The following is a 12,424-nucleotide window of genomic DNA, read 5'->3' as shown; positions in this document are numbered from 1 at the left end:
TCACTTGAGCACCACACACCCACGTTGGTCCAGGTCGTCGAGCAAATGGCCGGCGAGTTCGAGGTCGTTCCAGCGCAGGTCCAGCTTCTCGAGCGCGGGCATTCGGACAATCCAGCCGGGCAACTTCTGGACGCGGTTGGACCGTAGATCGAGGTGGCGCAGACGCGGGAGCCCGGCCAAAGACTCGGGGATCTCGGTCAGCGCGTTCTCGCGGAGATCCAGGTGACGCAGTTGCGTCAGTTCGGCGACGGATTCCGGTAGGCATTGAAGGGCGTTTCCGCGAAGCCACAGCTCTCGCAGCCGGGACAGGCGGCCAACCGTGTCGGGGAGCCTGGACAGGTCGTTGTGCTGGGCTCGCAGTTCGATGAGGTTACGCATGTCACCGATGGTCTCGGGGAGTCCGGTGAGGTTGTTCTCACTGACGTTGAGGTAGCGCAGCCGCGTCAGGCGTCCGAGCGATTCGGGGAGCCCGGTCAACCGGTTGTCGTGCAGGTACAGGAAGTCGGTGAGTGCTGGCAAGTCACCCACTTCCTCGGGGACTGTGGTGAGTGCGTTGTGTCCCAGATCCAGCGTGCGCAGGTGGTGCAGCAGTCCGATCTTGGGCGAGATCGTCGTCAGCCCGTTGTCCGCCAGGATCAGCACCTCCAGGTCAGTCCGCCGCCAGACTGACTCCGGCACCTCCCCGACACCGCACCGCCACAGATTCACTACTTGTTCCACGTTCTCGCTCTCCCAGCGAACTCAAGAGATTTGAGGTCTTGACTGGCCTACACGTGAACGTCGGTCAGGTACCGCACTTGGTGGGGGCGGCGAGGAAGATGCACACGTCTGAGCCCTCCAGTCACCCGGCCAAACTACGTCAGGCCGTAGCAGACGAACTCGATTGGGTTAGGCAGGCGGTGAACTGGGCCGCATGACAGGGTCAGCGCCCGGATGACGGTGGTGTCTGTCCGGGTGCTGACCCTGTGGAGTTATGCGGCTTGTTGGTATCTGGGTGGGGTGGTGTGCGCGAGGTTGCGCATGGGTCTTCGCTCCTGGTCAATCCAGGGCGGCGGGATGAAGTCGGGCAGATGCCCGTTCATCCGTACCTCCCAGGACGTGTGATGAATCACCCGGTGATGCTTAGCGCACAGCAGCACGAGATTGTCGGCGTCGGTGCGCTTGTCCACCGACCAGGACACGACATGGTGTGGTGTCGTCCACTTAGGACCGCGAGTGCAACCGGGAAACGCACATCCGCCGTCTCGTGCGGCCAGGTAGCGGCGTTGGGCGGGGGTGGCGAACCGGGAAGCATCGCCCACATACAGGGGCGCGGCGTTGTTGCCGAAGATCGCGGGCACCACCTTGGCCTCACACGCCAGGCGGCGAAGGCCGTCGACGCTCGATATCCCGGGGATGTCGAGGAAGGCGTGCCGGGCACGGTTCTCCAGCTCCGCGAGAGTGACCGACACGATCATCACCGCGCGCTCACCGCCCTGAGTCGACAACTCATCGCAACGCGCGGCCAAGCCAATGATCTCGGCCAGCGCGTCTCCTGCTCGTTCGGCGGGGGTGCGGGAATCATGCTCACCGGTCTCGGGATTCTTGTGTGGCTTCGCCAGCGGACCGAGTAGCCCGTCGAGCTCTTCGGCGGTTTCGGCGTCGAGTTCACCGCTGAAGCGGATGCTGCCGTCTTTGCGGCGCGTGATGTCCAGCCGGCGCAGTGGGTGAGCCTGTTCGCGGTCCTTGTCTTCCGGTGGCGCGGTCTCCTGCTCCCAGAGAGAGCGCAGCCGACGGCCGGCTTTGCGCACCGCCTCCGGCCCGGCCTGCCGAGCCAACTCCACCAGAATCCGCTCATCCGCCTCGCGCTGCTCAACCGGAATCTCCGCCGGGCACGCCTGCATAGTCGTAGTAATCGCGTGGACATGCTCTACGTTGATGTCCCCCGCGGTGAGGGCTTCGCCGGTGGCGGCCTGCGGCGGCGGCTGCGGCACCCCGGTCAGCGACGAGGACGCCATGGTCGCCGCAGCATGGTCGATGCGCTGTTTGGCTTCCCGCGCAGAAATCCGCAAGGTATCGCTCAGGAACGCGGCATTGTCCTTGAATCCCAAGGACTTCCCCAGCCCACGCTGCTCGCTCTCCCCCACGAACTCGAGCATCTCCGCATAGGCGACCCGCAGCCTTTCCTCACACGTCAACCCGATCGCGGCCAGGTCCCCATCGGGGACCTGCCACAACCGGGAAGCGGAAGTCTGCTCGGACACGCCACCATACTATCAACTTTAGGACATACGTTCGACACACGTTCGGGTTAATCTGCCGAGCAGGATCAACGCAAGCAGTCGCAAGAAAGGACAGAAGCGCGGCACCGCGAGCGGACAGCGCTTCCGCCTGTTGCCGGGTTGCGGAGGTTCGGTCAGGGTGTTTCGGCGGCGAGCTGTCCGGCCTTGACCAGGGCGTGGTCGATCTTGAGGGCTTCGGCGGCGGTGAGACCGTACCCCACCGAGTTGGTTCCGCCCGGTACTGGGTCTGGCAGAAGGGCATAGAATTTCAGGAACCAGTACGACAAATTGGCTCGAAAGCTGCGTTATTATCTAATCGCTGTCCGGCGTTCGATCCGCTGACCGAGTTCAACGAAGTTCCGTCCGGTCAGTCACGACGCCGGCCGGACAGTCGTAACGAGCAAATACCTGGCTGGTTAGAACTTGGCGATCACTTCATCCGCGAAGCGGCGCACGGCGTCGATCCGCGCCGGCAGGGTCGGTTCGGCGCCGTAAAGCCGCCATGGGACGACCCGGCAGATCGTCACGCCCGCCCGCTCCAGCTCGCGGTAACCATCGACGCCGCTGACATCGGTTGGAGCCACGTCGATCTCGAAGGGAACGTCCGACCGGCCATAGTCCGCACGCAGCTCGGTGAGCCGGCGGATCGCGTCGGTCAGCTGTGTCACGGTGGTGTTCACCGAGATCCAGCCGTCGCCGAGCCTCGCCGCCCGCTTCAGTCCTGGCTCGGTGTGGCCGCCAACGTAGATCGGAACCGGCGTGTCCGGCGCCGGGCTGATCATCAGCCGGTCGAAGTCGTAGTGCCTGCCGTGGTACTCCACCCATTCCGGTCCCCGGCCCGCGCAGACCGCCTTGATGATCTCGACCGCCTCGTCCGTGCGTGCCCCGCGCGTGCGCATGTCGGTGCGTGTGAAGGTGAACTCTTCGGGGATCCAGGACAGGCCGACCCCGATGGCTACCCGGTTGACCGACATGACCGCCATCGTCGCGATCTGCTTGGCGGTGAGCAACGGGTCTCGTAGTGGCAGCTTCAACACGTTCGTGGAGAACCGCAACCGCCGGGTGACCGACGACATCGCGGCTATCGCGATGAACGGGTCGGGCATCGGGACTTCCGGCCGCCACATGCGGTTACCGTCCGAAGTGTACGGATAGTCCGCGGAGACGTGCTCGGGGTAGAACACCGAGTCCGGCATCGCGACGCTGTGGTAGCCGGCGTCCTCCGCGACCTTGGCCAGCTCGATCAGCTGGCCCGCATCGATCATGGCGCCGGACAAGGCCCACTTCATGGTTCGACCCCCGTTCCTGGAGTACCCGGCGCTACCTTGGCTCAAGGTAGGACCCACCTCACGCCGTGATCCCGATCAGCGAGACGGCGGCGAACACCGCCCGGCCGCCGCCCTAGCGTCGATGGGCGAGGAAGGTGAGGTGTTGATGAGCACGAACGAGCTGTGGAACGAGTTCTGTGACCGGCTGCGAGAAGCCGGGAACGTGCTGCTCTCCGAGTCCGCGCCACGTGATGCGCGTAACCAGGCGGAAGGCGTACGCTACCTCACCCGGCTGTTGCGTTATGCCTCGCTGAACTCGATCGAGTACGCCGACCCGTTGCATCCCTACTTCACCGACGCGCTCGACCCGAACATGAAATGCAAGATCGGCGCGGACAATCCGGACAACATCTACATGCGCGCCGCCGTGTCCGGCAAATATCGTTACCGGATCAGCGGAACCCGCGGCACGGTGCCGCTGCTCACCTTCGGCTCCAAGGCGAACCGCTACCACATCGACGGGACCATGGCATCCACCGGGGAACTGCACTGCGACGACATCCCGGTCGAGGAGGACGGCCGGTTCAGCTTCATCGCGAGCAAGGACAAACCGGCCAGCGGCGCCTGGCTGCCGCTCGCGGACGACACCACGAACATCACCGGACGACAATCGTTCCAGGACAGGAAATCCGAGACACCGGCGGAAGTGCGCATCGAGCTGCTGGACGATCCCGGCGCCGCCGAGCCACTCGATCCGGATCGGTTCGCGCGCCAGCTCGAACTCACCACCCAGTTCGTCAAGGGCACCGCGTCGACGTTCGCCGGCTGGACGCGGATGTTCATGCAGCGCCCCAACGAGCTGCCCGACTGGGGCCAGGACTTCTTCCAGCGGGCCGGCGGCGATCCCACGATCTTCTACCTGCACGGTTACTGGAAGCTGGCCGACGACGAGGCCTGGGTGATCGAGACCGACGTCCCCGACTGCGAATACTGGAACTTCGTGCTGCAGAACTGGTGGATGGAGTCGCTGGACCACGACCGGATGAACACCTACATCAACAACCACACCGGTGAGCTCAACGACGACGGTACGCTCACCATCGTGGTCTCCGCGAAAAACCCCGGGTTCGGCAACTGGATCACCACCGGATTCCACCAGGAGGGGACAGCGCTAATGCGCTGGGTCAAGGCGAAAGACCACCCGTTGCCCCGCTGCAAGGTCATCAAGATCTGACCGCATCAGAACCTGGCCTGCCCACCGTCCAGCGGTACCGTCGCCCCGGTGAGATAACGGGCATCCTCACCGACGAGCATCACCACGGCCCGCCCGATGTCACGTTCGCAGTCACCGATATAGCCGAGAGGAACCGTCCGCAGAAACTCCTCCGCTTCCTCGGGATTGGCTTCCGACCATCCTTTCAACGCCGGGGAGAGCGCCAACGGTGCTATGCAGTTCACCCGAATCCCGTCGCGGCCCCATTCCGCCGCCGCCGTCCGCGTCAGGGACTGCACGGCGGCCTTCGCCGCCGCGTAGGCACCGTAGTTCGACTGATCCCACCGCATCATCGCGGAGGTGACCAGGTTGACGATGCTGCCTCCACCGCGCGCCGCCAAATGAGGGTGACAGGCCTTCATGAACGCGAACGTCGCGAATGGACCGCTGCGAAAACCCTGCTGGAACCCATCGTCGTCCAGCGACAACAACGGACCCAGCCGCCCGTGGTAGGCATTGTTGACCACGATGTCGAGCCCACCGAATGCGTCCACCACCGCCGCGACAATGCCGGGAACCTCGTCCGTCGCGCTCACGTCGCAGATGAACGGTTCCGCCTTGACCCCTTTGTCGCGCAACTGGACACAGGTGGATTCGAGTTTGCTCGCGGTGCGGCCGAGAACGGCCACATCGACGCCCTCCGTCGCCAGCGCGCGGGCAATGCCCTGGCCGACGCCCTGCCCTGCGCCGGTGACGATCGCTACCTTGCCGTGCACCTTGCCTCCTGTCGGTCAACCAAGGACGAACTCGACCTTGTGCAGTTCGCCGGTGAACGGGAAGACGCGGGGGAAGTTCCCGACCGGTGAGCCCGTGGTGGCGCCGACATCGAAGGTCTCGTCGATGGAGAAGAACCCGCGCGGGGTGCGCTCGGTCCGGTCCCTGCCCAGTTCCGCGCCGTCGACCCGCAGCGTGATCCACGCTCCCCGGCCTCGTCCGCCGCCGTCGTAGTCGAGGTCCACCTCCACCACGTGTTCACCGACGGTCAGCGGGCGCTTCCCCGCAAGCTCCACGGTGCCGGTCTCGAACGCCCGGTAGACGAATTCCGGCCTGCCCTCGCTCGTCAGGTACAGCGCGAAACCGCCATGCCGGCCACCCATCGTGGCCAGGACACCCGCCGCGCCGCGCTGCCCGACGCCGAGATGCGCCCGTATCGTCCAGGACCGCCCGCACAACGCCGGGCCGTTGGTCTCGGGGATACCGACGGCGCCCGGATAGTAGGTCAGCTCGGTACGGGCGGCGGCGAGGTTCGGCATCGGGGTGCGGTGTACCCGTGCGTCGCGTAGCGGCAGGATGTGCACCCTGGCCGCCTCCTCGGCGAACACCTCCTGCAGTTGGGCCAGCTTGTCCGGCTCCTGCGGGGCGAGGTCGTGGGCCTGGCTGAAGTCCCGCGTCGTGTCGTACAACTCCCAGACGTCGTCGTCAAAAGGTGCGTCGACCGGAGGCAGCCCCACGGTCCACGGCATCCCCGCGCGATGAAACGCGGACGCGATCCATCCGTGGTGGTAGACCGAGCGATGCCCGAACACCTCGAAGTACTGCGTGGTGTGCCGTTCCGGGGCGTCTTCATCGTCGAAGGTGTAGGCCAGGCTCACCCCGTCCATCGGTTCCTGCTCCACCCCGTTGACCACGCTCGGCGCCTCGATGCCGGCGGCCTGCAGGATGGTCGGCACCAGGTCGTTGACATGGCAGAACTGGGTCCGGATACCGCCGGATCCGGCGATGCGAGCCGGCCAGGACAGCACCATCGGATTGCGGGTACCGCCGAAGTGCGACGCCACCTGCTTGACCCATTGAAACGGCGAGCACATCGCCCACGCCCAGCCAGCGGGGTATTGCGGATAGGTCTGCGGGTCGCCGATCTCATCCAGTGCGTCGAGTTGCTGCTGCAGCGACTCCGGCATGCCCTGCAGTGCGCCCAGGTAGTTGATGCTGCCGTCGATGCCGGCTTCCGCACTGCTGCCATTGTCGCCCACGATGTAGCAAAACAGCGTGTTGTCAAACAACCCGTCATCCTGCAATGCCCGGACAAAGCGGTCGATCTGAACGTCGGTATGTTCCAGGAACCCCGCATAGGCTTCCATCAACCGCTCCGCCACCCGCCGGCGATCCGCGTCCAGGGACTCCCAAGCCGGCAACGCATCCGGCCTCGGCGTCAATTCGGTTTCGGGCGGCACCACCCCCAGCGCCTTCTGCCGTCGGAGGATCTCCGCCCGCATCACGTCCCAGCCCCGCGCGAACCGGCCCCGGTACTTGTCCCGGAACGGCCGCGGCACCTGTAACGGAGCATGCGTCGCGCCCGGCGCCAGGTAGAGCAGAAACGGTCGATCCGGGGTCAACGAATGCTGCATCCGCACCCACCGAATCGACCGATCCACCAGGTCCTCGGTGAGGTGATAACTTTCCTCGTCGGGCCGGGTCACCGGGGTCGTGCCGGAATACAACGTCGGCTCGAACTGATCGGTTTCCCCACCGAGGAACCCGTAGAACGTGTCGAACCCGCGGCCAGTCGGCCATCGATCGAACGGACCCAGTTGCGAGGTCTCCCACGGCGGCGCCAGGTGCCATTTCCCGAAACAGGCGGTCGCGTAACCGTTCTGGCGCAGCACGGTCGCGATCGTCGCGGTCTCGTCTCGCATGATCCCCTGATAACCCGGATACCTGTTCGACGTGTTCATCACCGTGCCCACGCCCGCCACGTGCGCGTCACGGCCGGTCAGCAGCGATGCGCGGGTCGGTGAGCAAATCGCCGTGGTGTGAAACCGGGTGTACCGCAACCCCGCCTGCGCCAGCCGCGCCACGGCGGGCGTCGAAACCGGCCCCCCGAACACCTCTGACGCCCCGAAGCCCACATCATCCAGCATCACCAGGACCACGTTCGGCGCGCCGACGGGGCCGCGGGGAAGACTAAGCTCGGTCACACCGTGACGGTAGGCAGCCACGAACGCGCAACAGGCCGGCCATCCCGATCAGCGGGACCGCCGGGACGCGCGGCCCGGACGTTCGGCCATAATCGGGTCCCCGCACGCCACCGGAGGTGTCGATGGCCTACCGTTACGATCCCGAACTCGTTCCCATCGTCGATATCCTCCCGGAACTCGACATCTCCGATATCCCGGCGGCGCGTGCCCTGTTGGTGCAGATGCGCGCGCTGAGGCCGCAATTCGTCGTTCCTGACACGCTGTCCGTCCGCAAGCGACGCGTGCCGGGGCCGGCCGGTTCCCCCGATGTCGAGCTGACCATCATCAAAAAGAAGGACTCGACAGCACCCGCGCCGGCACTGTATTGGATCCACGGCGGGGGCTTTGTGCTCGGAGACGCCGACGGCGACCTCCGCCCTGTCGCGGAGCTTGTGGATGAGCTCAATGCGGTGGGAGTCCTGGTCGAATACCGGCTGGCGCCGGAGCATCCGTTTCCGGCGCCGGTCGAGGACTGTTACGCCGGTCTCTTGTGGACCGCTGAACACGCCGGCGAGCTGGGCATCGACGCCGACCGCCTGGCGGTCGGCGGGCAGAGCGCCGGCGGCGGCCTGGCCGCGGCGGTCGCGTTGCTCGCGCGGGATCGCAACGGTCCGCGACTTTGCTTCCAGGTTCTGGATATTCCCGAACTCGACGACAGCCTCAGCACCGAGTCGGTGAAGACCTACGTCGACACTCCGCTGTGGACATTCAACAACGCCGTGCTGAGCTGGAAAGCCTATCTCGGCGACGGCCATCAGGGTGACACATCACCCTACGCGGCGCCGGCCCGCGCTGACGATCTGGGCGGCCTGCCACCGGCATACGTGGTGACCTGCGAGTTCGACCCGCTTCGGGACGAAGGCATCGACTACGCCAGAAGGTTGATACAGGCGGGCGTGCCGACCGAGCTTCACCACTACCCGGGTACCTTCCACGGATCGTCCGGCGTCGCGCTCGGCACCGCGATTTCGGATCGCATGAACGCCGATCTGGTTCAGGCGCTGGCCCGGGCGTTCCGCCAGAACGGGTAACCGATGGCTCAGCTCAACGCGAAGCCACGGTAGCCCTCGGCTACGACCTCGTCGCAACGCTGCTTGTAAGCGGGGAAGCCACCGATGTAGACCATGAACACTCGCGGCTTCCCCGGAATGTTCGCACCGACGTACCAGGAGTCCGCCCGCGGGAACAGGGTCGCGTCGGCTATCGCTTTGGTCTCCTGTCCCCATGCCGCTTCCGCATCGGCCGTGGCCTCGATTCGCCGGTAACCGTTGTCACGCAGGTACTTCAGGCGGTCGCCGATCCAGTCGACCTGCCATTCCCCGGTTGTGATCATCTGTGCGAGCACCGACGGGCTACCCGGCCCGTGCACCATGAACAGGTTCGGGAACCCGGCGATGACGAGACCGAGATAGTTGGCCGGCCCGTGCGCCCACTTGTCCCGGAGGTCCCCTCCGCCCACTCCGGTGACGGTCATCCTGGTCAGCGCTCCGGTCATCGCGTCGAAGCCGGTCGCGTAGACCAGCATGTCCAGTTCGTACTCGTGCGCGGTCGTGCGCAGGCCGGCCGGCGTGATCTCCACGATCGGGTTGGTGCGGACATCGACCAGTTCCACGTTGTCCCGGTTGAAGGTCTCGTAGTATCCGTCGTCCAGCAGCGGGCGCTTGGTCCCGAGTGGATGGGTCTTCGGGCACAGCAGTTCCGCCACCTCCGGGTCCCGCACCGTCTGGCGGATCTTGTTACGCACGAACTCCGCGAGAACCTCGTTCGCGGCCGCGTCGGTGAGGACATCGTTGAACGACCTGATGAAGCGGAAACCACTCCTGGCCGCCCAAGCTTCGTTCAGGATCCGCTCTCGCTCCTCCTCGCCGACGTCGAACACCGATCGGTCGCGCTCGATGTGCGGCACCACCGCCGACCGGTCCGACGCCGCCTTCTCCCGATACGCGCGATAGTTCTTTTTGTACTCCCGTTCGAACTCCGGATCCATCGGCCGGTTCCGCGACGGCATGCTGAAGTTCGCCGTGCGCTGGAAGACGGTGAGGTGGGCGGCTTCCTTCGCTATCTCCGGGATGATCTGTACGCCGGATGATCCGGTGCCGATCACGCCGACCCGCTTGCCCGCGAATTCGACGCGTTCTTTCGGCCACTGCGCGGTGTGATACGACTCCCCCGCGAAGGATTCGCGCCCCTTGAATTCCGGGATGTTCGTCGCGTTGAGGCTTCCGGTCGCCGCGATGACGTACCGCGCTGTCACGTGGTCGCCGGCATCCGTATGGACATGCCACAGGTCCTCGTCCTCGTCGAAACGGAGCCGGTCGACCCTGGTCTCGAACTGGATGAGCTTGCGGAGGTCGAACCGGTCGGCGACGTGGTTCGCGTACGCCTCCAAGTCCTTCTGCTTCGAGAAGTCCTCCGGCCAATGCCATTCCTGCTGCAGGTCCTCGTCGAAGGAGTACGAGTACGTCAGACTTTCGATGTCGACCTGCGCGCCGGGATAGCGGTTCCAGTACCACGTGCCGCCCGGCCCCTCCCCGGCTTCGTACCCCTTGATGCGCATCCCGAGCTCGCGCAGGCGGTAGAGGGCGTAAAGCCCGGTGAATCCGGCGCCGATCACGACGGCGTCATACTCCGGTGACATCCGATCACCTCCACGGTGTTGTTCAGAAGCCGGCGCCCGCGGTAAGGCCGCCGTCGACGACGAACTCGGCTCCGGTGCAGTAGCGGGCGTCGTCGCTCGCCAGGAACAGCACCATCTCGCTGATCTCCCGCACCTTGGCATACCGGGGAATCGGCAGCCTGGACATCGGCCCGGCGCCGGTGTCGGTCACTTCGTCCTCTCCCCGGCCGATCATCTTCGTGGCGACCCCGCCCGGATGCACCGAGTTCACGCGGATCCCCTTCGCTCCGAGCTCGAGCGCGGCCGCCTTCGTCAGGCCGCGCACGCCGAACTTGCTGACCGTGTAGCCGCTCAGGTTGGTCCCGCCGACCAGGCCGTTCACCGACGAGATGTTCACCACCGAACCACCATCGGACATCTCGGCGCTCGCCACCTTGATCCCCAGCCACTGCGAGACCAGGTTCACCTCGAGGATCCTGCGGAAGTCGTCCACCGTGGAGTCCGCGATCGCGCGGAATTCGAGGATCCCCGCGTTGTTGACCAGGATGTCCAGTCTGCCGAAATCGCTTACGGTGCGCCCGACGATCTCGTTCCAGTCCCGTTCGCTGGTCACGTCATGGGGAACGAACCGGCAGTTCCCGCCGAGTTCCGCGGCGAGTTGCTTACCCTCCTCCACCAGCACGTCTCCGAACACCACCGCGGCACCCTCGGCGAGGAAAGTCCGCACATGCGAGGCCCCCATACCGCGCGCGCCGCCGCTGATCAGCGCGACCTTGCCAGCGAGCTTTCCCATTTGCCCTCCGCTCAGTTGATCATCCCGGCGCCGGCGGTGTCCCCGGTTGCCTCGTCGATGAGGATGAACGAGCCGGTGACGCGGTTGCGGAAGTACGGATCGCACAACATCGGGATCGTGGTGCGCAGCCGCACCCGGCCGATCTCGTTGAGCCCCAGTTCCGTCGTCTCCTGATCGCGGTGCAAGGTGTTGACATCCAGCCGGTACTGGATGTCCTTGACCAGCGCACGCCCGCTACGAGTGGTGTGCTTGAAGGCGAGCTTTTGCCCGGCCCGCAACGGGTTCATCGTCATCCAGCACACCATCGCGTCGATGTCCTGCGACGGAGTCGGGGCGTTCTGCGGCCGGCAGATCATGTCCCCACGGGAGACGTCGATGTCGTCCTCCAGCCGCACTGTCACGCTCATCGGCGGGTAGGCTTCGGCGGCCTCCTCGCCCAGCAGGTCGATGGAGGCGATGGTCGACGTCATGCCACTCGGCAACACGAGTACCTCGTCGCCCGGCTTGATGACGCCGCCCGCGAGCTGTCCGGCGTAGCCGCGATAGTCGTGGAAGTCGTCGGACTTCGGGCGGATCACGTACTGCACCGGCAGGCGGGCGGCGACCAGGTCCCGGTCGGATGCCACATTGACGTTCTCCAGGTGGTGGATCAACGACGACCCCTGATACCACGGCATGTTCTCCGAGCGGGTGACGACATTGTCACCCTTGAGTGCGGAGATCGGGATCACGGTGAGGTCCGGGACGGTCAGCTTGGCCGCGAACGAGATGAACTCCTGACGGATACGGTCGAAGACCTCCTGGCGGTATCCGACGAGGTCCATTTTGTTCACCGCAAGCACCACATGCGGTACCCGCAACAGCGAAAGAATCACCGCATGCCGGCGGGACTGCTCGGTGAGGCCATGCCTGGCGTCCACCAGCACCAGCCCGAGATCGGCCGTTGAAGCGCCGGTGACCATGTTGCGCGTGTACTGCACGTGGCCCGGAGTGTCACCGATGATGAACTTCCGGTTCGGCGTCGCGAAGTAGCGGTAGGCCACGTCGATGGTGATGCCCTGCTCCCGTTCGGCCCGTAGTCCGTCGGTGAGCAGTGCGAGGTCGGTGTAGTCGTAGCCCTTCGACCTGCTGGTCCGCTCCACCGCCGCCAACTGGTCGGCGAAGATCGCCTTCGAGTCCAGCAGCAGCCGCCCGATCAGGGTCGATTTCCCATCGTCCACCGATCCTGCCGTGGCGAACCGCAACAGCTCCATCG

General features: G+C 65.5%; 9 protein-coding genes and 1 pseudogene. 2 read left to right on the top strand and 8 right to left on the bottom strand.

Annotated features, from left to right (window positions below; translation table 11 throughout):
• The 3 genes from A3CU_RS0125060 to A3CU_RS0125045 form a co-directional block, all read right to left on the bottom strand.
• Nucleotides 1-678, bottom strand: a complete 678-nt coding sequence (locus tag A3CU_RS0125060; RefSeq protein WP_245617321.1) for a leucine-rich repeat domain-containing protein — start codon at nt 676-678, stop codon at nt 1-3.
• 293 nt (nt 679-971) lie between these two features.
• Nucleotides 972-2,243 carry an HNH endonuclease signature motif containing protein gene (locus A3CU_RS0125055; protein ID WP_027944613.1) on the bottom strand — a complete coding sequence of 424 codons (1,272 nt, stop codon included), beginning with the start codon at nt 2,241-2,243 and terminating at the stop codon, nt 972-974.
• Nucleotides 2,244-2,677: 434 nt separating this feature from the next.
• On the bottom strand, nt 2,678-3,550 hold the full coding sequence (locus A3CU_RS0125045; protein WP_027944612.1) for a TIGR03619 family F420-dependent LLM class oxidoreductase: 873 nt from the start codon (nt 3,548-3,550) through the stop codon (nt 2,678-2,680).
• Between the two features lie 145 nt (nt 3,551-3,695).
• Here A3CU_RS0125045 and A3CU_RS0125040 point away from each other — a divergent pair, with 145 nt between their 5' ends.
• The gene (locus A3CU_RS0125040; protein WP_043842492.1) at nt 3,696-4,763 is read left to right on the top strand and encodes a DUF1214 domain-containing protein; all 1,068 of its coding nucleotides are present in this window, start codon (nt 3,696-3,698) and stop codon (nt 4,761-4,763) included.
• A 5-nt stretch (nt 4,764-4,768) separates the two neighbouring features.
• Here the strand turns inward: A3CU_RS0125040 and A3CU_RS0125035 are convergent, their stop codons facing one another.
• Entirely contained in the window at nt 4,769-5,518 is a 750-nt protein-coding gene (locus A3CU_RS0125035) for an SDR family NAD(P)-dependent oxidoreductase (RefSeq protein ID WP_027944610.1), read from the bottom strand.
• 15 nt (nt 5,519-5,533) lie between these two features.
• A complete protein-coding gene (locus A3CU_RS46530) occupies nt 5,534-7,720 on the bottom strand; it encodes an arylsulfatase (protein WP_211246508.1) in 2,187 nt (728 codons plus the stop codon).
• Between the two features lie 122 nt (nt 7,721-7,842).
• Here A3CU_RS46530 and A3CU_RS0125025 point away from each other — a divergent pair, with 122 nt between their 5' ends.
• Nucleotides 7,843-8,790 (top strand): alpha/beta hydrolase, encoded by a 948-nt coding sequence (locus A3CU_RS0125025; RefSeq protein WP_027944609.1) that lies wholly within the window; start codon nt 7,843-7,845, stop codon nt 8,788-8,790.
• A gap of 8 nt (nt 8,791-8,798) precedes the next feature.
• On the opposite strand, the gene A3CU_RS0125020 is transcribed toward A3CU_RS0125025, so the two are convergent.
• The 3 genes and pseudogenes from A3CU_RS0125020 to A3CU_RS0125010 all read right to left on the bottom strand — a co-directional run.
• Entirely contained in the window at nt 8,799-10,397 is a 1,599-nt protein-coding gene (locus tag A3CU_RS0125020) for a flavin-containing monooxygenase (protein ID WP_027944608.1), read from the bottom strand.
• A 22-nt stretch (nt 10,398-10,419) separates the two neighbouring features.
• Nucleotides 10,420-11,169, bottom strand: coding sequence for an SDR family oxidoreductase (locus A3CU_RS0125015; protein WP_027944607.1), 750 nt, complete (start codon nt 11,167-11,169; stop codon nt 10,420-10,422).
• Nucleotides 11,170-11,186: 17 nt separating this feature from the next.
• Nucleotides 11,187-12,422, bottom strand: a pseudogene (locus A3CU_RS0125010) (sulfate adenylyltransferase subunit 1); the annotation flags it as partial.
• Nucleotides 12,423-12,424: the final 2 nt, after the last annotated feature.

The organism is Amycolatopsis taiwanensis DSM 45107 (assembly GCF_000519205.1).
Lineage (GTDB): Bacteria > Actinomycetota > Actinomycetes > Mycobacteriales > Pseudonocardiaceae > Amycolatopsis_E > Amycolatopsis_E taiwanensis.
Note: the sequence above shows the minus strand (reverse complement) of the source record. Positions and strands in the feature narration are given on the sequence as shown.

What these genes read in the sequence shown, in the direction of transcription:
- A3CU_RS0125015 (WP_027944607.1), bottom strand. Translation starts at nt 11,169, where the DNA reads ATGGGAAAGCTCGCTGGCAAGGTCGCGCTGATCAGCGGCGGCGCGCGC.
- A3CU_RS0125020 (WP_027944608.1), bottom strand. Translation starts at nt 10,397, where the DNA reads ATGTCACCGGAGTATGACGCCGTCGTGATCGGCGCCGGATTCACCGGG.
- A3CU_RS0125040 (WP_043842492.1), top strand. Translation starts at nt 3,696, where the DNA reads ATGAGCACGAACGAGCTGTGGAACGAGTTCTGTGACCGGCTGCGAGAA.
- A3CU_RS0125025 (WP_027944609.1), top strand. Translation starts at nt 7,843, where the DNA reads ATGGCCTACCGTTACGATCCCGAACTCGTTCCCATCGTCGATATCCTC.
- A3CU_RS0125045 (WP_027944612.1), bottom strand. Translation starts at nt 3,550, where the DNA reads ATGAAGTGGGCCTTGTCCGGCGCCATGATCGATGCGGGCCAGCTGATC.